The sequence below is a fragment of the Ruegeria sp. A3M17 genome, assembly GCF_003318255.1.
Lineage (GTDB): Bacteria > Pseudomonadota > Alphaproteobacteria > Rhodobacterales > Rhodobacteraceae > Ruegeria.
Genome location: NZ_QOCF01000007.1, coordinates 198,135 through 224,511, shown reverse-complemented (window position 1 = coordinate 224,511; position 26,377 = coordinate 198,135). Strand labels below are relative to the sequence as shown.

General features: G+C 58.0%; 25 protein-coding genes. 13 read left to right on the top strand and 12 right to left on the bottom strand.

Features of this window, described 5'->3' with window-relative positions; all coding sequences use genetic code 11:
* Positions 1-52 precede the first annotated feature (52 nt).
* Positions 53-1,036 carry an alpha/beta fold hydrolase gene (locus DS906_RS04570; protein WP_113789027.1) on the bottom strand — a complete coding sequence of 328 codons (984 nt, stop codon included), beginning with the start codon at positions 1,034-1,036 and terminating at the stop codon, positions 53-55.
* Positions 1,036-1,326 (bottom strand): SCP2 sterol-binding domain-containing protein, encoded by a 291-nt coding sequence (locus DS906_RS04565; protein WP_058273875.1) that lies wholly within the window; start codon positions 1,324-1,326, stop codon positions 1,036-1,038. The genes DS906_RS04570 and DS906_RS04565 overlap by 1 nt, the downstream gene beginning before the upstream one ends.
* A gap of 69 nt (positions 1,327-1,395) precedes the next feature.
* Between DS906_RS04565 and DS906_RS04560 the strand changes: the two genes are divergently transcribed.
* From DS906_RS04560 to DS906_RS04535, 6 genes are all read left to right on the top strand, one after another.
* Entirely contained in the window at positions 1,396-1,965 is a 570-nt protein-coding gene (locus DS906_RS04560; protein ID WP_233494683.1) for a tetratricopeptide repeat protein, read from the top strand.
* Between the two features lie 22 nt (positions 1,966-1,987).
* On the top strand, positions 1,988-4,819 hold the full coding sequence (locus DS906_RS04555) for a helicase-related protein (protein WP_113789026.1): 2,832 nt from the start codon (positions 1,988-1,990) through the stop codon (positions 4,817-4,819).
* Between the two features lie 6 nt (positions 4,820-4,825).
* Positions 4,826-5,191 (top strand): RNA-binding S4 domain-containing protein, encoded by a 366-nt coding sequence (locus DS906_RS04550; RefSeq protein ID WP_109312058.1) that lies wholly within the window; start codon positions 4,826-4,828, stop codon positions 5,189-5,191.
* A 66-nt stretch (positions 5,192-5,257) separates the two neighbouring features.
* Entirely contained in the window at positions 5,258-5,596 is a 339-nt protein-coding gene (gene fdxA, locus DS906_RS04545; RefSeq protein WP_058273871.1) for a ferredoxin FdxA, read from the top strand.
* A gap of 285 nt (positions 5,597-5,881) precedes the next feature.
* Complete coding sequence (locus DS906_RS04540; RefSeq protein ID WP_058277666.1) at positions 5,882-6,400, top strand: CarD family transcriptional regulator; 519 nt, start codon at positions 5,882-5,884, stop codon at positions 6,398-6,400.
* Positions 6,401-6,516: 116 nt separating this feature from the next.
* Positions 6,517-7,284 carry a potassium channel family protein gene (locus DS906_RS04535; RefSeq protein ID WP_113789025.1) on the top strand — a complete coding sequence of 256 codons (768 nt, stop codon included), beginning with the start codon at positions 6,517-6,519 and terminating at the stop codon, positions 7,282-7,284.
* On the opposite strand, the gene cobS is transcribed toward DS906_RS04535, so the two are convergent.
* On the bottom strand, positions 7,281-8,045 hold the full coding sequence (gene cobS, locus DS906_RS04530) for an adenosylcobinamide-GDP ribazoletransferase (protein ID WP_113789104.1): 765 nt from the start codon (positions 8,043-8,045) through the stop codon (positions 7,281-7,283). The genes DS906_RS04535 and cobS overlap by 4 nt on opposite strands.
* A gap of 79 nt (positions 8,046-8,124) precedes the next feature.
* Between cobS and cobT the strand changes: the two genes are divergently transcribed.
* Positions 8,125-9,138, top strand: a complete 1,014-nt coding sequence (gene cobT / locus DS906_RS04525; RefSeq protein WP_113789024.1) for a nicotinate-nucleotide--dimethylbenzimidazole phosphoribosyltransferase — start codon at positions 8,125-8,127, stop codon at positions 9,136-9,138.
* A gap of 28 nt (positions 9,139-9,166) precedes the next feature.
* Here the strand turns inward: cobT and DS906_RS04520 are convergent, their stop codons facing one another.
* Both DS906_RS04520 and DS906_RS04515 read right to left on the bottom strand, forming a co-directional pair.
* Positions 9,167-11,047: a monovalent cation:proton antiporter-2 (CPA2) family protein gene (locus DS906_RS04520; protein ID WP_113789023.1), complete on the bottom strand. Its 1,881-nt coding sequence runs from the start codon at positions 11,045-11,047 to the stop codon at positions 9,167-9,169.
* 19 nt (positions 11,048-11,066) lie between these two features.
* Entirely contained in the window at positions 11,067-11,522 is a 456-nt protein-coding gene (locus tag DS906_RS04515; protein WP_058273865.1) for an Lrp/AsnC family transcriptional regulator, read from the bottom strand.
* Positions 11,523-11,668: 146 nt separating this feature from the next.
* Between DS906_RS04515 and hppD the strand changes: the two genes are divergently transcribed.
* Positions 11,669-12,766 carry a 4-hydroxyphenylpyruvate dioxygenase gene (gene hppD / locus DS906_RS04510; RefSeq protein ID WP_113789022.1) on the top strand — a complete coding sequence of 366 codons (1,098 nt, stop codon included), beginning with the start codon at positions 11,669-11,671 and terminating at the stop codon, positions 12,764-12,766.
* Between the two features lie 66 nt (positions 12,767-12,832).
* Here hppD and DS906_RS04505 read toward each other — a convergent pair whose 3' ends face one another.
* Positions 12,833-14,989: a hypothetical protein gene (locus tag DS906_RS04505; RefSeq protein ID WP_113789021.1), complete on the bottom strand. Its 2,157-nt coding sequence runs from the start codon at positions 14,987-14,989 to the stop codon at positions 12,833-12,835.
* 164 nt (positions 14,990-15,153) lie between these two features.
* On the opposite strand from DS906_RS04505, the gene DS906_RS04500 reads away from it, so the two are divergent.
* A complete protein-coding gene (locus DS906_RS04500; protein ID WP_233494682.1) occupies positions 15,154-15,849 on the top strand; it encodes an SIMPL domain-containing protein in 696 nt (231 codons plus the stop codon).
* Between the two features lie 2 nt (positions 15,850-15,851).
* Here DS906_RS04500 and DS906_RS04495 read toward each other — a convergent pair whose 3' ends face one another.
* The 3 genes from DS906_RS04495 to DS906_RS04485 form a co-directional block, all read right to left on the bottom strand.
* On the bottom strand, positions 15,852-16,562 hold the full coding sequence (locus tag DS906_RS04495; protein WP_113789020.1) for a GNAT family N-acetyltransferase: 711 nt from the start codon (positions 16,560-16,562) through the stop codon (positions 15,852-15,854).
* A 3-nt stretch (positions 16,563-16,565) separates the two neighbouring features.
* Positions 16,566-17,858 carry an O-acetylhomoserine aminocarboxypropyltransferase/cysteine synthase family protein gene (locus tag DS906_RS04490; protein WP_113789019.1) on the bottom strand — a complete coding sequence of 431 codons (1,293 nt, stop codon included), beginning with the start codon at positions 17,856-17,858 and terminating at the stop codon, positions 16,566-16,568.
* A 72-nt stretch (positions 17,859-17,930) separates the two neighbouring features.
* The gene (locus tag DS906_RS04485) at positions 17,931-18,926 is read right to left on the bottom strand and encodes a hypothetical protein (RefSeq protein ID WP_113789018.1); all 996 of its coding nucleotides are present in this window, start codon (positions 18,924-18,926) and stop codon (positions 17,931-17,933) included.
* A gap of 167 nt (positions 18,927-19,093) precedes the next feature.
* Between DS906_RS04485 and DS906_RS04480 the strand changes: the two genes are divergently transcribed.
* From DS906_RS04480 to preA, 4 genes are all read left to right on the top strand, one after another.
* The gene (locus DS906_RS04480) at positions 19,094-19,726 is read left to right on the top strand and encodes a cupin domain-containing protein (RefSeq protein ID WP_113789017.1); all 633 of its coding nucleotides are present in this window, start codon (positions 19,094-19,096) and stop codon (positions 19,724-19,726) included.
* A gap of 159 nt (positions 19,727-19,885) precedes the next feature.
* A complete protein-coding gene (locus DS906_RS04475; RefSeq protein WP_113789016.1) occupies positions 19,886-21,220 on the top strand; it encodes an NAD(P)-dependent oxidoreductase in 1,335 nt (444 codons plus the stop codon).
* A 46-nt stretch (positions 21,221-21,266) separates the two neighbouring features.
* Complete coding sequence (locus DS906_RS04470; protein ID WP_113789015.1) at positions 21,267-22,103, top strand: class I SAM-dependent methyltransferase; 837 nt, start codon at positions 21,267-21,269, stop codon at positions 22,101-22,103.
* A gap of 18 nt (positions 22,104-22,121) precedes the next feature.
* Positions 22,122-23,426: an NAD-dependent dihydropyrimidine dehydrogenase subunit PreA gene (gene preA, locus DS906_RS04465; protein WP_058277679.1), complete on the top strand. Its 1,305-nt coding sequence runs from the start codon at positions 22,122-22,124 to the stop codon at positions 23,424-23,426.
* 102 nt (positions 23,427-23,528) lie between these two features.
* On the opposite strand, the gene DS906_RS04460 is transcribed toward preA, so the two are convergent.
* The 3 genes from DS906_RS04460 to DS906_RS04450 form a co-directional block, all read right to left on the bottom strand.
* A complete protein-coding gene (locus DS906_RS04460; protein ID WP_113789014.1) occupies positions 23,529-24,788 on the bottom strand; it encodes a TRAP transporter large permease in 1,260 nt (419 codons plus the stop codon).
* Complete coding sequence (locus DS906_RS04455) at positions 24,785-25,222, bottom strand: TRAP transporter small permease subunit (protein ID WP_233494681.1); 438 nt, start codon at positions 25,220-25,222, stop codon at positions 24,785-24,787. Before DS906_RS04455 ends, DS906_RS04460 begins: the two co-directional genes overlap by 4 nt.
* Before the next feature lie 159 nt (positions 25,223-25,381).
* Positions 25,382-26,356, bottom strand: a complete 975-nt coding sequence (locus DS906_RS04450; protein WP_113789012.1) for a TRAP transporter substrate-binding protein — start codon at positions 26,354-26,356, stop codon at positions 25,382-25,384.
* Between the last annotated feature and the right edge of the window lie 21 nt (positions 26,357-26,377).

The window sequence follows — 26,377 nt, the reverse complement described above, 5'->3', positions numbered from 1 at the left end:
AGCTTTCGCCAACATCTAGGCGCGCGAGGCGGGGATCACAAGCGGTGCGTGATCAGACTTCGGAAGTCAGAACCGGTTCCGGCACCGCGTCAGTTTGCGCGGCTTTGAAATGAGCGGCCAACTGGTCAAAGACCGGCCCGCGCACGTCGGGCGCCTCCATCAGAACTTCGTGCTCGCCATCCGGGATTTCCACCAACGTGCCGCTAGGCCAGTTCGCCATGCGGGCGCGGATAGCCTTGCGATCGACAATCTGTTCATGGCTGCCCAGAAAGGTCAGACATGGCGAATCCGGAGCGGTTTGGTCCATCAACCAGGCGCATTCATCCAACGCTTCGCGCAGCCAGATGGTCGAAGGCGCGCCAAGCGCCAGTTCGGGCTGTGCAGCCAGTTGATCCTTCATCATCTGGAACATATCCGGATCGCGGGTCAGTACGTTACCCTCGAACCCCTGTGACGCCACATAGCTTTCCAGGGACGTGGTTGGTGGGGTCTTTTCCCCCAACCCTATTCTAGGTCCCCAATAGGCTGTCAGACGGCTGAGCGGTTTCATGATCGGGGTAAAGAAAATGCCCCACATGGGCCCGGTAAAGGCACAGGCGGCAAAGCAGTTCTTTTCCAAAGCCGCGCGCATACCAATAGCCCCGCCCATGGAATGCCCGATCACGAACCACGGTTTCGGCAAGTTCAGTTTGGTTGCCAGGTCCAGCGTGGCCTGAACGTCTTGTTGATAGTCCGTGAACTGTTCGACATGCCCGACGCGTGGGTCATCCAGCAACCGGTCGGCCAGGCCTTGACCGCGCCAGTCGACAGCCAGAAACGCAAAGCCGCGATCCGTAAACTCAGCCGCGCAATTGCCGTACTTTTCGATGTATTCGGTGCGACCGGGAAACATCATCACCGTGCCGCAGGTATCGCCTTCGGGCAGCCAGTGGCCCACCCGAATGCGTGTGTTGTCCGCTGTGTTCAGCCAATGAGCCTGACCACCGGCGGGGACGCCGGCCATGTCTGCAAAGAAAGGGGCCGGCGACAGGTCCATCAGGCCAGTGCCGATGCCAGTTGCATGGCAACGCCCATGTCACCATCCACGGTCAGCTTGCCCGACATGAACGCGCCGGTGGGGTTCAACTCACCGCTGAGTATTTGTTCGAACGTGTCCGCATCGGCGTTCATGGTGACGTCTGTTTCTTCGTCACTGACGCGCGCGCCGCTTGCGTCCAAAACGATTGAGCCCAGATCTGCGATGGCAAATTTTGCCGACGCGGTAAAATCGCCGCCCGACAGTTTTTCGTTCAACGCGGCTGCCGCTTTTTCCAGAGTGTCGCTCATGATTCTCCTCACTATGTTTGTGCGCCGGGAATGGACATCCGCGGGCGCAGCGCTACACTGAACGTTGTTATGAGCATTGCAAGCACCAATCTCAAAGGTATCGTCGCGGCAACAGCGCTTCTAGTCACGTTTTCCATTCCTTCTTTCGCTCAAACGGCGGATTCCAAGGATGAAGAACAGCTATTGCTGCAACTGTCGGAGGCAACCCCCGAACAGGCGATGAACATAGATCGTCAGCTCAAGGCGCTGTGGGCACAGTCTGGCTCGGCCTCGGCGGATCTGTTGCTGGAACGCGGGCGCGAGGCATTGGAGGACGGCGACTCGCTGGCTGCGATCCAGCATCTGACTGCGCTGACTGATCACGCGCCGCAATTTGCGGAAGCCTGGCACGTGCGAGCATCGGCCTTTTTCGGGATCGAACGTTTCGGTATGGCTGCGGCTGATCTGGAATACGCCCTGACGCTGAACCCCAACAACTACGAGGCTATTTACGGATTGGGACTGATTTTTGAGATCGTCGATCGACCCGACAAAGCGCTGGACGCTTATGAGCGTGCTTTAGCTATACATCCCCATCACGAAGAAGTAACCAATGCCGTGAATCGACTGAAGCCCCGGGTCGAGGGCTCGGCCCTCTAACAAGCTGGGGCAGGGGGCAAAGGTGAGCGGGTCATCCCGAATCGTGGCCGTACTGGGCCCGACCAACACAGGTAAAACCCATTACGCGATTGAGCGGATGCTGGGACACCGGACAGGTGTGATCGGTCTGCCGCTGCGTCTGCTGGCGCGCGAGGTCTATGACAAGATCGTCGCGATCCGCGGGCCGTCGGTCGTTGCCCTTGTAACGGGTGAAGAGCGGATCGTTCCGCCGCGTGCTAAATATTGGGTCTGCACTGTTGAGGCGATGCCCGAAGGCATGGGTGCAGATTTCGTAGCCATCGACGAAATCCAGCTGTGTGCAGATCCCGAGCGTGGTCATATTTTCACCGACCGTCTGCTGCGGTCGCGCGGCACGAACGAGACGCTGTTTTTGGGCTCAGACACACTGCGCGGACCGATTGCGGCACTGGTGCCCGAAGTGCAGTTCATTCGCCGTGAACGAATGTCTCAGCTGGTTTATTCCGGCTCGAAAAAGATCAGCCGCATGCCCGCACGCAGCGCCATTGTCGGGTTTTCGGTCGATAACGTCTACGCCATTGCCGAGCTGCTGCGCCGCCAAAAGGGCGGGGCCGCCGTGGTTATGGGCGCGCTCAGCCCGCGCACCCGGAATGCGCAGGTCGAACTGTATCAGAACGGTGAGGTGGACTACCTCGTTGCAACTGACGCTATCGGGATGGGTTTGAACCTTGATGTGAACCACGTGGCGTTTTCGTCGCTGACGAAATTCGACGGTCGAAGGATGCGTCCCCTGGCCCCAAATGAACTGGCGCAGATCGCAGGTCGGGCAGGGCGCGGGATGTCGGATGGTACCTTTGGGGTGACTGGTGAAGCGCCGCCGCTGGACGAAGGGGTCGCACAGGCGATCATGGACAGCCGGTTCACGCCGATGAAGAAACTGAACTGGCGGAATGCCGCTTTACGGTTCGGCTCGGTTGACGCTCTCATCGACTCGCTGGAAGTCAGCCCGGACAGCGAACATCTGATTAAAGCCCGACCAGCAGACGATCTGAACGCGCTGAAATCGCTGTCTCAAGAGGCCGAAGTTATGGCTCGTGCCAGCGATGGACCGTCCGTCCGATTGCTGTGGGATGTTTGCCGAATCCCCGATTTTCGCGGTATCAGCCACGCGGAACACGCCAGCCTGCTCGAAGTGATCTACGGGCACCTGCATGAACGCGGCACTATCCCTGACGAGTTCATGGCGCGGCAAATCCGCCGCATCGACAAATCAGACGGGGATATTGATGCACTGTCCAAAAGGTTGGCATATATTCGCACCTGGACATATGTTGCGCAACGAAACGGATGGGTGCGTGACGAATCACATTGGCGCGCGGAAACGCGCATTGTAGAAGACAGGCTGTCGGACGCTCTGCATGATCGTTTGACTCAGAGATTTGTGGACCGGCGCACGTCAGTGTTGTTGCGCCGGCTCAAACAGAAGGAGGCCCTTTTGGCCGAAGTAAATGACAAGGGTGAAGTGACCGTCGAAGGAGAATTCGTCGGTCGTCTGGAAGGGTTCCGGTTTACCCCGGACAAAAGCGCACAGGGAACCGAGGCGAAAGCTCTCAAATCGGCCTCTCTGCAAGCACTCGCACCGCAATTCCATCTGCGTGCAGACCGCTTTTACAACGCGCCCGATACGGAAATTGATTTTACCGATCAGGGTGGCCTGATGTGGGGTGAGTATGCTGTTGGCAAGTTGGTTGCTGGGGCAGAACCTCTCAAGCCGATGGTCGAGGTGTTTGTGGATGAGGCCGCAGGCCCGGATGTCGAACAGAAAGTGCAGCGCCGTTTGCAGCATTTCATCGACCGAAAGGTTGCCGCGCTGTTTGAGCCGCTATTGAACCTGTCGCGCGACGAAGAGCTGTCAGGCCTGGCCAAAGGGTTCGCCTTCCGCATGGTTGAAGGGCTGGGTGTTTTGCCGCGCGAAGGTGTTGCGCAAGAGGTCAAAGATCTGGATCAGGACGCCCGTGGTGCCCTGCGCAAGCACGGCATCCGGTTTGGCCAGTTCACCATCTTCATGCCGCTGTTGCTGAAACCTGCGCCCACGCGCTTGCGTTTGGTGCTGTGGGCGCTGGCCGGTGGACTGCAGGAATTCCCTGACGCGCCGCCTCCGGGTCTGGTCACTGTTCCGGTCGCCAAAGGTGCGCCCGAGGGCTACGATACCATGTGCGGTTACCGCGATGCGGGCGAGCGTTCGATCCGTATCGACATGCTGGAGCGTCTGGCAGACATGCTGCGTGCCGAAGACAGCCGGGGTGGTTTTGAGGCCAAGCCCGATATGCTGTCGATCACCGGCATGACGCTCGAGCAGTTCGCGGATCTGATGCAGGGGCTGGGCTATAAGGCCGAGCGCGGTGAGCGTGAAAAGGTCAAAGCCGCACCGGTCGAGGCCGAAAAGCCTGCGACCGATGTGACGGGACAACCCGCCGCCGAAGAAACCCCGGCACCCGAGGCAGAAGCCGAAGAGGTCGTCGCGACCGCCGAGGCGCCAGCCGAGGCCACCGAAAGCACCGAGGCGGCAGCCGAGGCTCCAACAACCGAACCCGCCTCAGATGAGACCGAAGTTGAGGTGTTCTACACTTTCACCTGGGGGCGTCAGCGCCCGGCGAACCGTGCTCCGCGCCGCGAACAGCGGCAAGGGCAGGGGCCGGCCAAAGGCAAGCCGCGCGGCAAACCGCAGGACGGTCGCGGCAAGCCGCAAGGCAAGAAGGGTGGCAAACCGCAAGGTGGCAAGACCTTCTCGTCGCGTCCGCCCAAAAAGGAAAAGGCGATCGATCCCGATAACCCGTTTGCAGCAGCGCTTATGGGTTTGAAGGACGGCAACTGATCTGCGATGGCCGAGGCCAAGCTGCGGATCGACAAGTGGTTGTGGCAGGCGCGGTTCTTCAAGACCCGCAGCCTGGCCGCCAAACAGGTCAGCGGCGGCCATGTCCGATTGAACGGAAACCGGGTTCTGAAACCGGCACAGGCCGTTGGGCCCGGTGACGTTCTGACCTTCCCCCAAGGCCGTATCGTGCGCGTAGTACGCGTCGAAGCACTGGGGGAACGGCGTGGCCCGGCGACCGAGGCACAAACATTGTACTTCGATATGACGGAAAAGAAGGACGTGCCTCCTAAGAACCCGGGATTCGAGGGAAAGGGTCGTCCAACAAAGAAAGATAGGCGCGCGCTTGATCTTTCTCGCCCCCGGGATGGTTGATCCTACCTTGAAGAGAGGGCCAGACTGAATTAGCTAGACGCCCAAACCGAGAATGGGAATCCCACAATGACCTATGTCGTCACCGAAAACTGCATTGGCTGCAAATACACCGACTGCGTCGAAGTGTGTCCGGTGGATTGTTTTTACGAAGGTGAGAACACTTTGGTCATTCACCCCGACGAATGCATCGACTGTGGTGTGTGTGAACCCGAATGCCCTGCAGACGCCATTCGTCCCGACACTGAGCCTGGAATGGAACAGTGGGTCGAGTTCAACCGAAAATTCTCGGAACAATGGCCGGTTATCGTGACCAAGAAAGACCCCTTGCCTGAAGCGGAAGAGCGTGACGGCGAAGAAGGCAAAATGGAGAAGTATTTCTCTGAAGCACCCGGTGAAGGCGGTTAAGCGATTCGGTAACTGAACCGGGTGGTTTGAATAGCGCTCTTCTGCTGTATCGCTCTGAAAAGTCTGTGGTTTCTTCACCATTGCGGGGGGCGGACTTTCGGGCGTCGCAATTTTGTGATATACTCAGAAACTGAATGATGAATGAGATGGGGATGACTCCGTAAGTATGTACGCTTTGGAGTTCTGATTTTTTGACAAACTTACCGCCTGACCGGGCCAGATGTTGGCACGGTTTGGGGTCTTTTGTTGTCTCTGCCTCTCTCTCGTAACCAAGGATGAACCTGTATGTCTAAGTCGAAAAAGCTTGAGTTCCGCCCGAACGATTATGTTGTCTACCCCGCCCATGGTGTGGGCCAGATCATCTCGATCGAAGAGCAGGAAGTCGCGGGATACTCGCTCGAGCTGTTCGTCATTTCTTTTGAAAAAGACAAGATGACCCTGCGGGTGCCGACCAACAAGGTTACCGAATCCGGCCTGCGGTCCCTCAGCTCGCCTGACGTTATCAGCCAGGCGATGAGAACCCTGAAGGGTAAGGCCAAGGTGAAACGTGCAATGTGGTCGCGCCGGGCACAGGAATATGAACAAAAGATCAATTCCGGTGATCTGATCTCGATCGCCGAGGTTGTGCGCGATCTGCACCGCACTGACGACCAGCGCGAACAGAGCTATTCTGAACGTCAGCTGTACGAAGCCGCGCTGGAACGCCTGACCCGCGAAGTCGCGGCTGTGTCCGGCGCAGGTGAAGTATCGGCGGCCAAGCAGATTGATGAGGTTCTGACCTCGCGCGCGGCCGCGGCTGCCTGATCGCTTTTCAAGTCAATTTCCTGGCCGCTCCCGAAAGGGGGCGGCTTTTTCGCGTTGATGGCTTGGTGAAAGCTCTGTTTACGGCTAATTTTCCAGCAAGAAGAGGCGCGTAGACAGTGAACGTAAAACAAACAGTAAAATATCTATATATCGGCCACGACCCCATTTCCGTCTGGTTTCGCTATGGCTTGATCCTGTTTGACGCGATCACCATCGTTTTCTTTGTCGCTACGGCAAATGGCGAACATGGCACGGGTTTTACCGTTGCCAGCCTGATCATTGGGTTCTTCATCGTGCTGGATTTTTCGGCGCGGATGTGGATTTCAAAGGATCGCTGGAAGCTGCTGCGCCAAGTCTACACGATGGCCGACATTGTTGTGATCGTTTCGCTGTTTCTTGATCTGTTTCTACCGTGGAATCTGGCGTTCCTGCGTATCTTACGAGCGTTGCGCCTGATCCATTCCTATCACCTGCTAAGGGACCTGCGACGGGACAGCGACTTTTTTCGCACGCATGAAGATGCAGTGATCGCGGCGATCAACCTGTTGGTGTTCGTGTTCGCCACGTCCACCGCCGTTCTGGTGTTCTTCATCCCGGAAAACAGCCCGCACGCCTATATCGATGCGCTTTACTTCACTATGGCAACCCTGACGACCACCGGGTTCGGAGACATCACGCTGGCGACGCCGGGGGGCAAATTGTTTTCGGTCTTCATCATGATCGTCGGCGTGGCGTTGTTCGTCCGGTTGGCGCAGGCGATTTTCATGCCGCAGAAAGTACGTCACAAATGCTCAAACTGTGGCCTTTACCGTCATGATCCCGATGCGGTCCATTGCAAGCACTGCGGTGAAACTCTCAGGATCGAAACCGGCGGAACGACTTAGAGCGTTGCAACCAATGCCATAAGGAACGCAAGCTCTGCCAGTTGTTGCGAGGCACCCAGAACATCGCCCGTTTGCCCTTTGATTTTGGCCTTGGCGACGAGTGCCAGGATTCCAACGATCAGCGCGGAAAATACCGTTGCCATCAGCGCGGTTGGTCCAATCAGCAGCAGCGATAAGATGACCGCAAGGCCAAAGCCTATCGCAGCTGTCTCGGCCCTTGGGCCGCCGACCGAATGGCTCAAACCGCTGTTTCTGGCGTTGGGTAAAGTTGCCATGAGGATGGGCATGACTGCGCGTGAGATGATGCAGGCCGTCAGAATACCCGCAAATGCGTTGGCCGACAGAAGCGCCGCGATCAGCGCGGCGCGCAGTAATTGGGTAAAGATCAGGGTTAGAACGCCATAAGCACCGATATGGCTGTCCTTCATGATTTCCAGGCGGCGTTCGGTGTTGAACCCGCCCCAAAACCCGTCAACCGTGTCCGCAAGCCCGTCTTCATGCATCGCGCCTGTGGCGATCACCAGCACTGCCACAAGTATCACGGCGCTGGCGAATGCGGGCAGGCCGAATGCACCGACCGTCCAACCGACGGCACAGGCCGCCGCCCCAACGACCAGCCCCACCAAGGGAAAGGCCCAGGCCGCATTGGCCTGCCGCGCAAACAGATATTCCGGCAGGCGCGGCATCGGCAGACGCGTCAACAGGACCAGCGACAGCGGAAAATCCCACGCGGAAAACAGTTTGGTGTCGTTTTTGTTCACTCCCGCGCCTTTCGGGGTCTTGTTGGATCGGACGCTTCGGTTAAACACACAGGACCACTCTGATGCAACGAGGCTTTGGATGCTGCCGGAATTAAAAGACCTGAATACCCTTCGCGAGGCCCTGAGTAATGCTCCGGGACCGGATGGCAATGCGCTGCAAGGTGCTGCTGAGCGTAACGGACAACTGACTAAACCCCCCGGCGCATTGGGCCGGCTTGAGGATTTGGCGATTTGGTATGCGGGCTGGCGTGGGGATGCCCGGCCGCAGATCTCTGCCCCTCAGGTCATCGTATTTGCGGGTAATCATGGCGTCACGGCGCAAGGCGTGTCGGCCTTTCCGCCGGAAGTGACCGTTCAGATGGTCCTGAACTTTGAACATGGCGGCGCGGCGATCAATCAGTTGGCCAAGGCGGCGGGCGCGACCATGAATGTGCACGCGCTGGATTTGGACCGACCCACGGCGGATTTCACGTCTGGCCCGGCGATGCCCGAAGACGAACTGCTTGAGGCCTTGCGCATCGGGTGGACCGCCGTTGACCCTGACGCGGACCTGCTGGTGGTTGGCGAAATGGGGATCGGCAACACGACCCCGGCGGCTGCTATCGCATGCGCGCTGTTTGGGGGTGAGGCGGCTGACTGGACTGGGCGTGGCACTGGGGTAGACGATGCCGGTCTGGCCAACAAAACGCGCGTCGTGGCCGAAGGCATCGCCTTGCATGGCGGATCGGACGACGGGCTGGAAATCTTGCGCCGTCTGGGCGGGCGTGAAATCGCAGCCATGGCCGGGGCCATCGCGGCTGCGCGCTCCTTGCGTATCCCGGTTATCCTGGACGGTTTTATCTGCTCGGCGGCTGCGGCCTGTCTGGCAAACATGTCCGAGGGCGCATTGGATCACACGGTTGCAGGCCACCAAAGTGCCGAAGGCGCGCACGCCGCAGTATTGGCCAAGTTAGGCAAAGAGCCATTGTTGAGCCTTGGATTGCGTTTGGGCGAAGGCTCGGGCGGGGCGCTGGCGATCAACATACTTAAAAGCGCGGTCGCGTGCCATTCCGGCATGGCGACATTTGCGGAAGCGGGTGTTTCGGACGGCTGATCAAACCGCCTGATCCGGCAGGGCCGGGTCAGGCTGACTTCTTTGCGTGTTTCTCGGCCAGTTCCAGCAACTCGGTTTCCAGGTCTTTTTCAAGCTGCCGCGCCCGTTCGATGTATTTCTTGTTGTCACCGGTCGGCATACCGGGGATCCACAATTCTGCCAGATCACGCACAGAGGCGCGGTCGTGGTGATAGAACGTCTGCTCGGCCTGAGCCGCCTCGTATTCGCTCAGACCTACGTTTTCCAGGACATAGCGACCCGCCCGCAGCGATCCGTCAAACATCTCGCGGACAATGTCGTTCGCTCCGGCCTGATACAATTGGTAGACATGGGTGCGATCACGCGCGCGGGCCACGATGTGCAAATCCGGGCGTTGACGCCGGGCAAAGCCGACCAAACGTGTGACTTGCTTGGGGTCATCCATTGCGGCCACCAGCACGGTTGCCTTTTCAAGCCCCGCAGCGCGCAGCAATTCTGGCCGCGTGGGATCACCCAGAAATCCTTTGACGCCAAAACGACGCATCAACTGGATTGTCTCGATATCATGGTCCAGTACGACGGTCTTGAACCCGCTGGCGCGGACCAACCGGTTCACGATCTGACCAAAACGCCCAATGCCGGCAATGATGACCGGGCCTTTCTCGTCAATCTCATCGGGCTCGGCCTCGGGAACGCCATCACCCATACGGCGCGACAGCAGATCGAAGATAATGAATAGCAGCGGGGTGATCAGCATTGTAAGGGCAATAATCATCAGCAGTTTTTGCGATAAATCAGGTGGGATGACGTTTTGTTGCGTTGAAAAGGCTAACAGCACAAAGCCGAATTCGCCTGCCTGCGCCAAACCCAATGTGAACAACCAGTGATCCCGACCGCGCAACCGGAACGCGCGACCGACCAGATACAGGATGATCCCTTTAGCCAGTATGACCAGTAGCGCCAGACCGATCAGGTCCAGTGGGTCGTTGAAGAAATAGCCAACGTCAATCCCGGCGCCGACCGTGATAAAGAACAGCCCCAGGAACAGGCCCTTGAACGGTTCAAGGTCGCTCTCCATTTCGTGCCGGAATTCTGAGCTTGCCAGAACAACACCCGCCAGAAATGCGCCCAGAGCAGGGGAGAGCCCGACAAGCGTCATCAGGAAGGAAATTCCCACGACGATCATCAACGCCAGCGCCGTATACATTTCGCGCAGCCTAGTGGCGTGGATGAACCTGAACAGTGGACGCGTCAGGTAGATGCCAGCTAGAATGACGAAGGCAACCGCGCCGATGGTGACCAGCGTAACAGCCCAGCCGGGCAGGCCCTCAACAAGTGACAAGCTATGATGTCCGGCCTCATGCAGCGCATCCGCGCCGCGGTCGATTGAGCCGTCGCTTTCGATATGAGGCATTGCAGGCAACGCCAAAAGCGGCAGCATCGCCAAAATGGGAATGACCGCGATGTCCTGCGTCAGAAGGACCGAAAACGTCGCCCGACCTCCATTTGTCTGCATCAACCCCTTTTCCGACAACGTTTGCAGCACAATCGCTGTGGATGACAGAGATAAGGTTAACCCGACGGCTAGTGCGACCGACCAAGGGTGATTTGCATATATGGCAACTGCAGCGATGACTGCGGTGGACAGCAACACCTGCAGACCGCCTAGTCCCAGAAGCCTGTCGCGCATGTCCCACAAGGCGCGCGGCTCAAGCTCGAGCCCGATCAGAAACAGCATCATGACCACACCGAATTCGGCCACGTGCTGCAGGCTTTCGGTCTCGGCCCCAACAAGCCCGAAGACTGGGCCAATGACAATGCCAGCGGCCAGATAACCAAGAACTGAACCCAACCCCAGACGTGCCGACAAGGGCACTGCTATCACGGCGGCAGCCAGATAGATTGAAGCCTGGTAAAGGAAATCGTCCATGTTTGTCCTCTCGGTCCGGTCAGGTGGGCAATGGCGCGTCGCGTTTAAGTTGGTCCATCACGATCTGGCTGTGCACCCGTGCCACTGCAGGATGCGGCAGTATCACCTGGTGAAGCAAGCGGTTGAGCGCGGAAAGATCGTCGCAATAGACGTGCAGCAGGTAATCTGCCTCTCCGGTCATCGTCCAGGCGCTTGTGATCTCGGGGCGGGTGTCGACCATGCGGGCAAAACTCGCAGATTGTTCCGGGCCATGTGTGCCCAAATGCACCTGAATGAACCCTTGGACCTGCAGGCCCAGTTTTAGGGGATCTAGTCGCGCCGCATAGCCGGTGATGTAACCTTCGGCCTCTAGCCGCTGACGGCGGCGCCCGGCCTGGCTTGGTGACAGGTTCAGCATTTCACCCAATTGATGCGCGGTCAGATGTGCGTCCTTTTGCAGGGCAGACAACAGTCGCGTATCGGTGGAATCCAGCATATGCGGAATTTCTCCAAATTTTCCTAAATTCGTGCGTGATTCACGCATATGTTTGTAGTTTACACAAAAACTATGCGCAGAAACAGCGCTTGGTAAGGCGTATTTTGGAATCAGAAAAGAAATTCCTGTTTTTACGGAGACGCGCCATGGGTCCTTTCCCGCACAACGCCCCGAAATCTGTCATCAGCGCAGAAAATCCAGCCGGAACCGATGGGTTTGAATTTGTCGAATTCGCCCATCCCGAGCCGCAAGAACTGCGCGATCTTTTCACCAAAATGGGGTTCGAGCTGGTTGGACATCACACGGACAAGCCCCTGGTTGAGCTGTGGCAGCAGGGGGACGTGACCTACATCCTGAATGCTGATCCAGACAGCTTTGCCGCAAAGTTCGTGGCCGAGCACGGCCCCTGTGCCCCTGCGATGGGATGGCGCGTCGTGGACGCGCAGAAAGCCTTTGAACACGCGGTGTCAAAAGGGGCCGAGCCTTATGGAGCGGCGGACAAGACCATGGAGGCCCCAGCGATCAAGGGTATTGGCGGTTCGCTGATCTATTTCATCGATCAGTATTATGAAACATCGCCTTACAATCAGGAATTCACCTGGGACAAACAGTCCAAACCGCGCGGCGATGGGTTCTATTACCTCGATCACCTGACGCACAACGTCTACAAAGGCAACATGGACAAGTGGTTCAAATTCTACGAGAGCCTGTTCAACTTCCGCGAAATCCGCTTTTTTGACATTCAGGGCAAATTCACTGGACTGTTTAGCCGTGCGCTGACGTCGCCCTGTGGTCGTATTCGTATTCCGATCAATGAAGACCGGGGCGAAACCGGGCAGATCGTATCTTATCTCAAGAAGTACAAGGGTGAGGGTATTCAGCATATCGCGGTGGGTAGTGAGGACATCTATGCCTCGACCGATGCAATTGCGGAAAAGGGCCTGAAGTTCATGCCAGGGCCCAACCAGGCCTATTACGACATGTCTAAGGAACGTGTTGTGGATCACGATGAGCCCCTGGACCGGATGATCAAGCACGGTATCCTGATCGATGGCGAGGGAGTGCTGGATGGTGGCGAGACCCGGATCTTGCTGCAAATCTTCTCGAAAACTGTGATCGGCCCGATCTTTTTTGAATTCATTCAGCGCAAGGGCGATGATGGGTTTGGCGAAGGGAACTTTAAGGCTCTGTTCGAATCCATCGAACGCGAACAGATCGAAAGTGGCGAAATTTCAGCTGCTTAACGGCGTAAGTTAAGTCACCAAAGGGCGGTCGGGGATATCCCTCGGCCGCCTTTGTTTTTTGAACCGTCAGCTCCGCGGCATTTTCAACGTCAGGTTTCTTCCGCGCTTTTGGTAGCGCAATTCGCTGTCGCCAATGGCGATAACATTGCCGCCGTCCAGCCTGTCTCCGACTTTCAGTTTTTTGTATCGACCACTGGGCAACCGGACCAGCGCGCGCCGATTGGCCGGGGTCCCGTAAACCCCAATCAGGTTCAGCTTGCGCAAGTTGAGCGCATTGTCGATGGTCGCCTGCCGCGCCACCGAGGCGGTCGACGGGATTTTCGGTGCCACGGCCTTTGGTTGGAAAGAACCAGCTTCGTCCGAACTTTGATTGACCGCTGCGGTTGACCCGAGATTTGCGGTGCTTGTGTTTGTGCTGGCCGGGCGGGCAAGTCCGGCTGGTCGCGTTTTGGGGCGCGGAACGCGAACGACTGCCAAGGCCGTTGGCGTTTCGTCAATCCGGGGGCTGCTTTGCAGGGACTTGGGGCGCAGTTTAGGACGCAGAACCGCCAGTTCTTCGCGTGTGCGTCCGCCAAGTTGTTGCCGTTCAAAGCTTTCCAGCAAATTGGCGGGACGTGGATTTGGCCGTTTCTGCGCTAAGCGGGCTGTTGGATCTTCCTCAATCGGCTCTTGTTCGAACCGAACCGGAACTGCAGGGGGAACCTTGGCGGGCCGGCCAAGGTAAACGACCACCCCGTCGGGGTTCAGGGTCCCTTCGGCTGAGGGAGTAACGAGGCCGCGTTCGTCCAGTTCGTACTGGACTCCGGCCTGTGCGGGAAGGGCGTTTTGTTCAAACGGCAGGTCAGTTTCAAAGCTGCTGACGGGGGGCAGCGCCACCGCGTCCTGTGACAAGTCAGTGCTGTCCAGGGATGCCAGATACAGGTCCTCTGCTGACTCCAGGACCGGGTCGGGCAAAGGTTCGGGGGCGAAGATCTCAATGCCCGCCAGTGACGAGATTTCCGTTGGTTCAGGCTCTTGTCCTACCGGTTCAACCTGGGTCGGTGCCACGTTCAGCGCTTCGAGGATTGCAGCTTCGGTCGCGCTGAGATCAGCGGCGGTTTCTTCAACAGGTTCGGTTTGCGGCTCTTCCTCTGGCGCGGTTGCCACCGCCTCAGGTTCGAATTCAAGCTCCGGATCGCCGTCAACCTCCTGTGTTTGGGCGATCTGTTCGTCAAGTACGAGGTTTGGCACAGTTTCTTTAATCGAAACCGCCTCGGCCACTGAGGGTTCGGTGTCGTCAGATCCAGTCAACGACCACACGGTCAAGGCAATACCGGCAACGAGAGCGGCCGCCGCGGCTGGAACAGTGTAGCGGTTGATCGGGAGTGTGGCTTTCCTTTCGGCAGCAATGTTCACGTTGGGTGCTGAGCGAAACTCCGTCGGGGTCCCGGTATCAGCGATCGCGTGAATGGAAGGGCCATCATTTTCTCTGGCAGGTTCTTCACCCTCAACGGGTTCCACTGCTGCGGTCGCATAGGGCGCTGAAGGAATCTCCGTTTGGTCCTCGGTTTCAGCGATCGCCCGATCGGCAGGAGCTTCATTTTCTTTTGCGGATTCTTCTACCTCAACCGTTTCTACTGCGCCGGTCGTGTCGGGGGCTGAAGGAAACTCTGTCGGGGTCTTGGAATCTGCAATCGTGTCTGCGATAGGTCCTTCATCAGTTTTAGCAGAATCCTCAACCTCGAACGGTTCCGCAGCAATGACCGTGTCTGGGGTATCGATCTCGAACCGAGGTTCGGACGGAAATCCCTGACCCTCGATCGGGGTTGAATACTGCACCGGAACGAACCCGTGCTCAGCGGCAAATGTCCGGGCCTCATCCAAGGTTTGCCTGGCGACAGCAGCAATATGGGTTGTCGGACCGACAGTTGCGGTGTCAAAGGCGAGCTCATCCAGCGTATAGGGAGTTGCCTCGGTCAGTTCCGCCTGCACTTTTTCAGCGCTTTCCTCGGGGCTTAGGCCCTCTGTTGATACGGACAAAAACCGCACCTGATCCGCTGGTATCACCAGCTTGCAGTTCAGGTCGTTTTCAAGGGCAAAGCCCTGATCCCGCAATGCGATGATCTGCGTATTCAGGTCGGGCGCATCCAGAGCAACCTCGCCAATGCAGAACCAGTCACCATCCGAATGGTGGTGCAAGGATATTCCGGTCGAAGAAAAAGACAGCGCAAAGGCGGGTTTCATAATCCGGAAAAACCATAGTTGTCAGCATCTGTGCAAACGATCATTCGTCCGCAGAGTGACATTAAAGCAGGATCCCGCCGAGGGAAAGAAAAAGCCGGTCTTTCCCCTTGTTCGGCAGACCCTCGCCACCCCATGTTGGGAGAAAGAAAATTGGAGGGAAGACCTTGAATAAAATCGCTTTTCTAGCTGCAGTTCTGACGATGTCAGTTGCGGGCATGACCCATGCGGAAGAACGTCGCATCACCGTTGACGCGGCGGGAACCGTGCAGGCCGCGCCTGATATGGCGACTATTACTCTGGGCGTGACCAATGAAGACGCGCAGGCCTCAAACGCGATGAAGGCCACTTCGGAATCGGTGTCTCAAGTCCTGAGCCGGTTGCAGGAGCTTGGCATCGAAACGCGTGATGTGCAGACCCGCGATGTGTCTTTGTCGCCGGTTTGGAACAACCGGAACAGCGCCAGCGGAGATCGACCAGAGATTTCCGGCTTTGTCGCCTCGAACCGTGTCGTGGTACGTGTGCGTGACCTGTCGCAGCTTGGCACGATCATGGATGCGGTTATCCAGGACGGAGCCAATGATTTTGGTGGGTTGAGCTTTGGCGTGCAGGACCCAAAACCGCTGCAAGCGCAGGCGCGGGCCAACGCTGTGGCCAAAGCAACCGCCAAGGCCGAGCAGTTGGCACAGGCGGCTAACGTGACACTCGGACCAGTTCAAGAGATCAGCGAACAGGTCAGTGGCGCGCGCCCCGTCGCCATGATGCGGGAATTCAGCGCTGCAGATGCAGGTGGTGTGCCGGTCGCAGGCGGCGAGGTGTCAGTTTCGGTCACCGTCACCATGGAATTCGAAATCTCTGAGTAACCTCAGACGCTTGCGCGGGCTTTCAAAGGTTGCCTTTGTTGGCCCGTCTGGTCGAAATTGTCCGGCGAAAGCCAATCCTCAAAGGCGCTGCGAATGCGGGGCCATTCGCTGTCGAGGATGGAATACCACGCCGTATCTCGGTTGCGGCCTTTGTAATGGGTAGCCTGTCGGAAAATACCTTCAAAGGAAAAGCCCAAACGCTCGGCTGCGCGACAGGACGGCGCGTTCAGCGCGTCGCACTTCCATTCGTAACGGCGATAGCCCAATTCATCGAACACGCGCCGCATCATCAGGAACATGGTCTCGGTCGATTGCGGGCTACGCTGCAACAAGGGTGAGAAGTGGATGTGTCCCACCTCGATCGCACCCGCCGCCGGGTCAATCCGCAGAAATGAAGCCATACCCACCGGCGTTTCGTTGCTGTCCAGTACCGTGTGGAACATCGGATCGGAATCCATGCAGGTCTCACGGGTCCAATCCTCAAACTCGCGCTCGCTGTTGAACGGCCCATAGGGAAGGTAGGTCCAGTTGTGGCCATCGGTGTCGTTGGCAAACGCCCGGTACAACCCGGGCGCATGCCTATTCACATCAAGAGGGACAACGGAACAATAGCGGCCCACCATCGGTGTGTAGGGCGGAGTGGGACGAGGGAAATCGCCCGTTACCGGTAAACCGATGGGTTGCCCCAGCTCATTGGTGTTGTTCCCGCTCATGGATCAGGCCGACGCTTTGGCCAGCGCCTGATCGAGATCGGCGATCAGGTCATCTGAGTCTTCGATCCCAATGGACACGCGCACAACACCCGGGCCTGCGCCCGCGGCCTCCTGCTGTTCCGGAGTCAGCTGTCGGTGCGTGGTCGAGGCCGAGTGGATGATCAACGACCGTGCATCGCCCAGGTTGGCCACGTGGCTGAAAATCTCAAGCGCGTTGACCAGCTTGATGCAGGCGTCATAGCCGCCCTTGACCGCGAAGGTGAACAAGGCACCCGCGCCCTTCTTGTAGTGCGCTTTGACCCTGTCGCTGTAAGGCGATGAGGGCAGCCCGGCATAAGTGACATAATCCACGCGGTCGTCCGCTTCGAGCCATGCGGCAACCTTCATCGCATTCTCAACGTGACGCTCCATCCGCAATGACAGCGTTTCAATGCCCATCAGCGTATAGTGCGCCGCCTGCGGGTTCATCGTCATGCCCAGATCACGCAGGCCAATGGCGATGCCGTGGAAGGTGAAGGCCAGTGGGCCAAACGTCTCATGGAATTTAAGGCCGTGATACGCTTGTTCCGGCTCACTGAGAGAGGGGAATTTGTCATTTGCCGACCAGTCGAACTTACCCGAATCCACGATGCAGCCGCCGGTGACTGTGCCGTTACCGGTCAGGTACTTTGTGGTCGAATGCACGACCAGTGTCGCGCCATGCTCGATCGGGCGGCACAGGTAAGGTGTGGCCGAGGTGTTGTCGACGATAAGCGGAATGCCCGCCGCATCAGACACATCCGCCAGCGCGCGGATGTCGGTGACATAGCCGCCGGGGTTGGCAATGGATTCGCAGAACACGGCTCGGGTGTTTTCGTCGATTGCGTCTTTCACTGCGTCCAGATCGTCGGTGTCGACAAACTTGGCAGACCAGCCAAAGCGTTTGATGGTCTGGCTGAACTGCGTGACCGTGCCGCCGTACAGACGGGTCGAGGCGACCACATTGCAGCCCGGACCCATCAGCGGGAACAGCGCCATGATCTGTGCCGCGTGGCCGGATGAACAGCACACCGCACCGACGCCGCCTTCCAGTGTGGCGATACGTTCCTGCAGAACGGCCACGGTGGGGTTGGTCAGGCGGGAATAGATGAACCCAACTTCTTGCAGGTTGAACAGGGCAGCTGCGTGATCCGCGTCGCGGAACACATAGGCTGTCGTCTGATAGATCGGTGTCTGACGCGCGCCAGTTGCGGGATCGGGCCGGGCGCCCGCGTGAATTTGAAGCGTATCAAAACCGTAGGTGGGGCCGTCAGACATCTTGGAAATCTCCTGTTGGAAAGTGCGTTGCTGAATCTCTAGGCGATTGGGCGCGCGCAGACAACATTCCTGTCAGCGCATCCAAAGACCATTCTTGCGTATCGTGTTGCGAATAACCTGCTCGCGTTTGGGAAGGTTCTCGCGGTCAAACATGTCCCTGATTTTGTGACCCTTCCGTTGCAGCACCAGCTTCTTGATCGGGTCATATCCCTTGAGGACCTTCTTGACCCGGTTTGGCGCAACCACGGTTTCCAGCACCTCGACAGCGTGATCGCTTTCACGGGCGTAGAGTAGGGGGAACAGGCGGTAATGACAGCTGACCGATCCGTCCAGAAGGCCCGCGGGCAGGGCATCGCGACCGCCGCCGAACGAGCGGATAACCAGCGGCAGTGCAGCCTGATCCAACCATGGGTCCAAATTCTGACCTGCCATCTCGGGGATCCCGCCGTCGCGGATCGTGCAGGCATAGTCCAGAAAGCGCTTTCCGAAGGTGTGAGGGCAGGAATGAAAGAAATACCCGGCATTGAAGTACAGATAACGCCGCCAGTAATCCACCGGTTGGCTGGTATCCAGCGAGCTTTCGAAATCCAGTTCGAACCTTTGGTAAAGCGCCTTCCAGATCCCATCCAGCCCAGGGCCATACAAGGTTGGCTTGGGCCAGGTTCCTTCGACCCTTAGCGATGCGCCGGGACGGTCAAAGTCGAAGGGGACGCTGGTCAGATCGCCGGTGATCAGTGTGTCACTATCGAAAAACACAAACGGCTCACCCTCAGGCATGGCCGCCAACGCTTCGATCTTGTTGCCATAAGGGTAGCTGGCGCCAAATACTTTGTTTTCGAACGGCAGGATCTCGGCATCCAACTGACGGAGTGCCTTCAGAAGATCCTCGTCCTGGATGGTAGGGTCCTGCGGCCAGCTTGGACCGGGTTGCGGAACAGCCACGAACAGTCGACCGGAAAAATCAGGGCTGCTGTGCCGCAACGAGGCGGCAAACAAAAGGGCTTCGTATTGCAGACGGTTGTTTTGCCCGATGATAACGATGTTGAATTTCGGGGCGCTGGCCTGCATCCGGTTACTTTCAGTACTTGTGGGTGCCGTGGTCCGGCACTGCTGTGGTTTCTTGTCGGACGTACAGTATGCAGGCGCGCCCGTCAAAACCAGATGCGATGCGTGCAATTTGAAAAATGTCGGCGCAATCCCATGTTAGGGACACGTCCCCGTTCAGGAGTGCCCCCATGAGGATCAACGCAGATTTCACCAAACGTGTTGCAGTTCATTTCGACCAGAATAAATGGATCGCGTCCCCCGCCGCCGGTGTCGAACGCAAGATGCTGGATCGCATCGGCGAGGAGGTTGCCCGCGCAACGACAATCGTCCGTTTTGCTCCGGGCAGCGCATTTTCGGCCCACACCCATGACGGGGGAGAAGAATATTTGGTTTTGGACGGCGTTTTTCAGGACGAAACCGGAGATTTCCCGGTCGGCAGTTATGTGAGAAACCCTCCGACCTCGTCGCACACACCTTCGGCAAAACAGGGGGCGACGATCTTGGTGAAGCTGCATCAGTTTGACCCGGATGATCGGACAGAGCTACGACGCTCGATCAATGGTCAGGGGAATACTCAACTGTTCAAAGACGCGCATGAAGATGTCCGCGTGTTCAATCTTGCGGCGGGCGAGGCGTTGGATCTGGACGCGTCGCACGGAATGGAGCTGTTTGTGATCGAAGGCTCGCTGAGGGAATCTGACGAGGATTTCACGACTTGGGACTGGCTGAGGTTGCCTCCGGGCGCGCGATCTACCGCCGTGGCAGGGGCTTCGGGGGCGCGTGTTTGGACGAAAACAGGGCATTTGGCTCAGATGGTCTGATACGTCCGCTGCAAGAAAAACAGGCAGAAACAAAGGAAAACCGGGTCGATTGGTCCGGTTTTTTCATTTTTTGACCATTTGGCAAATTTTACCATTTGATAAAAAATTACTTTGTGGCAAGCTGAGGCCACAACAAACATATCTACAGGGAGTAGAGTGATGGCACAGGGCCAGATTGCCCCCGGCATTGTCTCCGGGCGGCTGTCCAGCGATGAGCTGACCTCGAATTTCACGGATTTGCATCCGCCACTGGCCCCCCATGAGGCCGCCGTGGCAGCGGATCGGTGCTATTTTTGTTACGACGCACCATGCGTCACAGCCTGTCCGACAGACATCGACATTCCGCTGTTCATGCGCCAGATTCAGGCTGGCCAACCCGAAGCGGCGGGTGAGACCATTTTGGCACAGAACATTCTGGGCGGCATGTGCGCCCGTGTTTGCCCGACTGAGACGCTGTGCGAAGAAGTCTGCGTGCGCGAAACCGCCGAAGGTTCACCGGTCGAAATCGGTCGTCTTCAGCGCTATGCAACAGACAGTGTGATGGTTGGCGGAAGTCATCCGTTCCAAAGGGCCGCACCAACCGGCAAAACGGTTGCCGTAATCGGTGCAGGACCTGCGGGTCTGGCCTGTGCGCACCGGTTGGCGATGTTTGGGCATGACGTGGTAATCCACGAAAGCCGCCCCAAGCCGGGTGGGCTGAACGAATACGGGATCGCCGCGTATAAATCGACAAACGATTTTGCTCAGGCCGAAGTCGACTGGCTGATGAAGATCGGCGGTATTTCTATCGAGACCGGGTCCGTATTGGGCGAGGGCGTCTCGCTGGACGGTCTGATTGAGAATTACGATGCAGTGTTCCTGTCTATCGGCCTTGCCGGGGTGAACGCGCTGCGTGCGCAGGGTGCTGATCTGGACGGCGTCCGCCACGCGGTCGATTTCATCTCGGACGTACGGCAGGCCTCGGACCTGTCGCATCTGCCGGTGGGTCGCAATGTCGTGGTGATCGGCGGTGGCATGACCGCTGTGGACGCGGCGGTGAAGTCGAAACTGTTGGGTGCAGAACATGTCACCATTGCATACCGCCGTGGTCGCGACGCGATGGGGGCCAGCCGGTTTGAGCAGGACCTCGCGTCCTCGCATGGTGTCAAGATCATGACCAACGTGCAGCCCGTGGCCGTACACGGAAACGGGGCAGCAGCAGTGATCGAATTGGAGTATACGTCCAGTCACGACGGTAAGCTCTCGGGCACCGGAGAAATGATCCGCATACCCGCTGATCAGGTCCTCAAAGCGATCGGTCAAAACCTAGACGGCGCGCCGGAAGGGTTGAAGCTGGATGGCAACAAGATCGCTGTGTCTGGTGCTGGGCGTACATCGATGGGTGGTGTCTGGGCCGGGGGCGATTGCGCGTCAGGTGGCGAAGACCTGACCGTGACCGCAGTGGCCGAGGGCCGGGACGCGGCGATGGACATCCACGCAACGCTCGTTTCGTGATAGGATGGGGCATTCACCCCATCCCATTCGCTGCTGAGGTATCCTCATGTCCCAGATCGAACAAGCTGTTGCGCAACACTATACAACTGGTGCTCTTACGGAACGCGTGCGTGAGGCTCTCAAAGCCAGTGGCATTGATCCAAATGCGGCCACGGTTGCCGACCTAAAGGCAGGTGATGAGTTCCATACCGGCGGCGTTCTTGCGACGGACAACCTGTTTGCCCAGCTTTCGCCGACCCACGCGACCCGTGTACTGGATGTCGGCTGCGGCATCGGCGGGACGTCGCGGTATATTGTGGATCGTTATGACTCAACAGTGACCGGGGTCGACCTGACGCCGGAATTTGTCGAAACGGCCACCGCTTTGAGCCAGATTGTCGGTCATTCCGAAAAAACCAGTTTTCTGGTGGGTAGCGCACTGGACTTGCCCGTACCGGATGCGGGTTTCGATCTTGCCGTCATGATGCATGTCGGGATGAACATCGATGACAAGGCAGGTCTGTTCGCGGAAGCCTCGCGAGCACTGGCCAGAGATGGAGTCTTTGCCCTGTTTGACGTGATGGGAGGGGGCGTGGATGAACCGCTGGCCTTCCCTTTGCCGTGGTCAACCGTTGCTGAGACATCCTTTGTCGACGCGCCTGAAGTTTACAGAGATGCCGCCTCTGCCGCCGGCCTCGAACTGGTGGCCGAGGCAGACCGGACCGAATTCGCACTTACCTTCTTCGAAGAGGTGTTCGCACGCATCGCCGAAAGCGGCCCGGCGCCCTTGGGCATCCACCTGATGATGGGCGAGACGGCGCCCGAAAAGTTTCAAAACTACGTCACGAACCTCAAGGCCGGGCGCATTCGTCCGACCGAAATGATATTCAAGAAATCCGGCTGAGCCGGGAAGGGAGAAGCCATGGCCGATCTGACAACAAACTTTCTGGGCATTTCCAGCCCCAACCCCTATTGGCTGGCATCTGCGCCGCCGACAGACAAGGAATACAACGTGCGCCGCGCTTTCGAGGCCGGATGGGGCGGTGTCGTCTGGAAAACGCTGGGCTCCGAGGGGCCACCGGTCGTAAATGTGAACGGGCCGCGCTACGGCGCGATCTATGGCGCGGATCGCCGCCTGTTGGGTCTTAACAACATCGAACTGATCACCGACCGCCCGCTTGAAGTGAACCTTGAAGAAATGGCGCGGGTCAAAGCCGACTATCCAGACCGCGCGCTGATCGCCTCTATCATGGTGCCGTGCGAGGAAGAAGCCTGGAAAGCTATCCTGCCGCGCGTCGAAGAGACCGGTGCAGACGGGATCGAGCTGAACTTTGGCTGCCCGCACGGGATGAGCGAGCGCGGAATGGGCGCAGCCGTAGGGCAGGTGCCGGAATATATCGAGATGGTCACCCGCTGGTGCAAAAAATACTATGACCGGCCCGTGATCGTGAAGCTGACGCCAAACATCACTGATGTTCGCAAGCCTGCTGAGGCGGCGAAAAACGGCGGCGCGGATGCAGTGTCATTGATCAACACGATCAATTCGATCACCAGCGTCGATTTGGACACGTTCAGCCCGGAACCGTCGATTGATGGCAAAGGCAGCCACGGTGGATACTGTGGTCCGGCGGTCAAGCCAATTGCCCTGTCGATGGTGTCCGAGATCGCGCGCGCCGAAGCCACCCATGGCCTGCCGATTTCCGGCATTGGGGGCGTGACCACATGGCGCGATGCGGCAGAGTTCATTTCGCTGGGCTGTGGTAACGTTCAGGTGTGCACGGCTGCTATGACCTACGGCTTTAAGATCATCGACGAACTGACCGCAGGTCTGTCCAAGTGGATGGATGAAAAAGGGTACACAAACGTGTCCGAGATTGTCGGTCGTGCGGTTCCAAACGTGACCGATTGGCAATACCTGAACCTGAACTACGTGGCCAAGGCCAAGATCGATCAGGACGAGTGCATCAAATGCGGTCGCTGCTATGCCGCGTGCGAAGACACCAGCCACCAGGCGATTTCCATGTCCGATGACCGGGTGTTCGAGGTCATGGATGACGAATGCGTCGCCTGTAATCTGTGCGTGGATGTTTGCCCGGTCGACGGCTGCATCTCAATGGTGCCAATGACCGCCGGAGAGGTCGATCCGCGGACCGGTCTGGAAGTTCAGCGCGATTATGCCAATTGGACGACTCATCCTAATAACCCGATGGCCAAAGCTGCCGAGTAACTCGGGTACTGAAAACATGAAGGGGCCCGAAAGCGCGGGCCTCTTACCAGATGCTGCCCCCCATATGGGGCGTTCAAAGCCGCGTGGCGACATCACGTTTTGCTAGATCAAGTAGGTCGACAGGCTTGGGACATAGCTTAACAGGATCAAGACAGCGGCCACGGCAATCAGGAATGGCCAAAGCGATTTCAGAATTGCTCCGGGGGTCGTGCCGCTCATGGATGAGGCGATGTAGAGGCCAATGCCAACGGGCGGCGTGAGCAGGCCAAGAACCAGGTTCAGGCAAACGACAACGCCGAACTGATAGGGGCTGATATCGTATGACCCAGTGGCAATCGGCAACAGAATGGGCGTGATCAGGATGATGGCGGCGATCCCGTCGATCACCATCCCCACCAAAAGCAGCGCGGCATTTACGATCAGTAAAAACATGAACGGATCTGACGTGATCGACGTGATCAGCCCCGCTAGCTGCTGCGGTATTTCTTCGTAAATGATGACCCACCCAAAAACGCTGGCCGCCGCAATCATGAACAGGATCATCGATGCGTTTGCGGCTGTTCGCTTGAACATCTCGCCCAGATGTTGCGGCTTTAGCTCTCCGTAAATGAGCCACCCGACCAGAAATGCGATCAGCGAAGCGATGGCTGCGGATTCGGTCGGCGTAGCGATGCCAAACAGAATACCACCGATGATCGACACCGGGATCAGCATCGCGGGCAGGGCGGCGATCAGGGCCTGCAGAGCATCGCGGCGGGACATCCAGACGCCCTTGGGAAACTGCTGGACCCAACCGACAAGCGTGATCACCAAAGCAAAGGCTCCGGCTAGCAGCAGGCCGGGTATGATCCCGGCGATGAACATGTCGCCGATGGGAATCTGTGCCAAAACGCCGAAGATGACAAACATCATCGACGGTGGGATGACCGGTGCCAACAGGCCCCCGGCTGCTGTCGTGGCAGCGGCGAAGCCCTTGCTATAGCCTTCTTCTTCCATCGCGGGGACCATGGCGCGCGACATAACGGCGATCTGCGCAGTGGCCGAGCCGATGATGGCGGCCATGAACATATTGGCCAGCAGGTTGATATAGGCGAGCCCGCCCCGGAATCCGCCAACGAAAACGCGGGCCAAGGCGACCAGACGGCGCGTCATGCCGCCTTCATTCATCAGCTCTCCGGTCAGCATGAACAGCGGGATGGCCAGCAGGCCGTAGTTTTCCAACCCGCCAAACATCTTCTGCGCGAAACTGTCGTACAGAACCGTGTTCCCGCTTTCCCAGATGTACCAGATTGCGGTGATCGCCAGCACGATAGCGACGGGCACTGACAGCAACAGGGTGGCCAGAAAGACAAAAGGGCTCATGCCTGAGACCCTCGTCCGGGTCTCGTCAGAAGATGCATCGTGGAATGCAGCGTAGCCCCCAAGGCGAACAACCATATAACCAGCCAAAACAGAAACTTCGGAAGCCCGAGGGTTGAGGTCGGCTCGGCATAGATGAAGTTGAACGTATTGCCTTGAAACGCCACGGTGTCGAACCCTGTACGAGCGATGTCCAATGGCAGAAACCAACGCCAGCAGAACCACAGCATCGCGATTGCAAACGCGAAGACAACGATGTCGACTGCCTTTTGGATGATTGCCTGCACCTGCGGCGGCACCAGATCCACAAGGATCGTGATCGAGACCGAATTGCGGTGGTGCAACGCGGCTGACGCGCCAAGGAATGTCATCCAAACCATGGCATAGATCGCCAGTTCATCCACCCAGAACAGGGCGTTACCAGCGGTTCTGGTCACGACATTCAACAAAATCAACAATGTGACGCAAACGGCCAGTGCTGCGGCACACCATAACTCAACCCACGCCCACGCTGCAGACAGCCGGTATAACATCGCCGATCCCCTATGAAAAAGGGCGCAGGATTGACCTGCGCCCTTTCCTTGAAACGTTCAACTTTACTTGGTTTCTGCCGCAGTCTCGCGCAGCGCGTCAAGGGACGAGGTTTTTTCAGACCAGATGCCGTTCCATTCCTCAATCGCATCGCCAAAGAATGAGGCATCGACTTTCTTGTAGGCCTTGCCGGTTCCCTCGATCTGTTCCAGCCACTTCGCTTCGTTGGCAACATAGGCGTCGATGGTGCTATCGACATGCTTGGCCATCAGTTCACCGATCATCGCGCGGTCTTCTTCTGACAGTCCCGCCCAAACTTTGGCCGAGACCAGCCCGACCATCGGGAACATCATGTGATCGGACTGAACAATAGTGTCGGCGTGATCATAGTACTTCAGTACCCAGATCAGCTCGGCATCCATATCAATGGCGTCGACCTGCCCATTGGCCAGCGCGTCATAGACAGCAGGCAGCGGCATCGGTGTTGGTGCAGCTCCGACCGCGTTGTAGAAATCCAAAATCGGCGTGAACGGCGTTATCCGCAGTTTCAGACCAGACAGGTCCTCTGCCGAAGACACATCGCCCCGGCTGACGATCTGGCGCAGCCCGGCCATACCGTAACCTAGGCCTACAACGCCAACCTGACCGGGCAGGGGTTCCAGCATCGATTTGGCGGTATCTGAGCGTAGGATGCGACCCGCGTGGCCGATATCATCCGCGAGATACGGCGCATAAAACGCACCCAGCTCAGGTGCGCGGTTTGATACCTCGGCCACGGTCATGAAGGCCATGTCCAGCGCGCCGGTCTGCAATTGTTGCAGCATCTCGGCCTCGTTGCCCAACTGACGGGCGGGGAATACAGATACGGTATGGGCACCACCACTGGTTTCGTTCAGTTCGGCCCCAAAGGACTCGGCCGCCTTGGTCCAGATATGCGGAGGTGGCGTGATCAGGCCCAGACGGAATTCATCTGCATGGGCGGCCAGCGATGTCACAGCAAGCGCTGCAGCCGATGCGGCGATCTTAGTAAAATGTTTCATGTTCTTCCCTGTTGTTTGTTC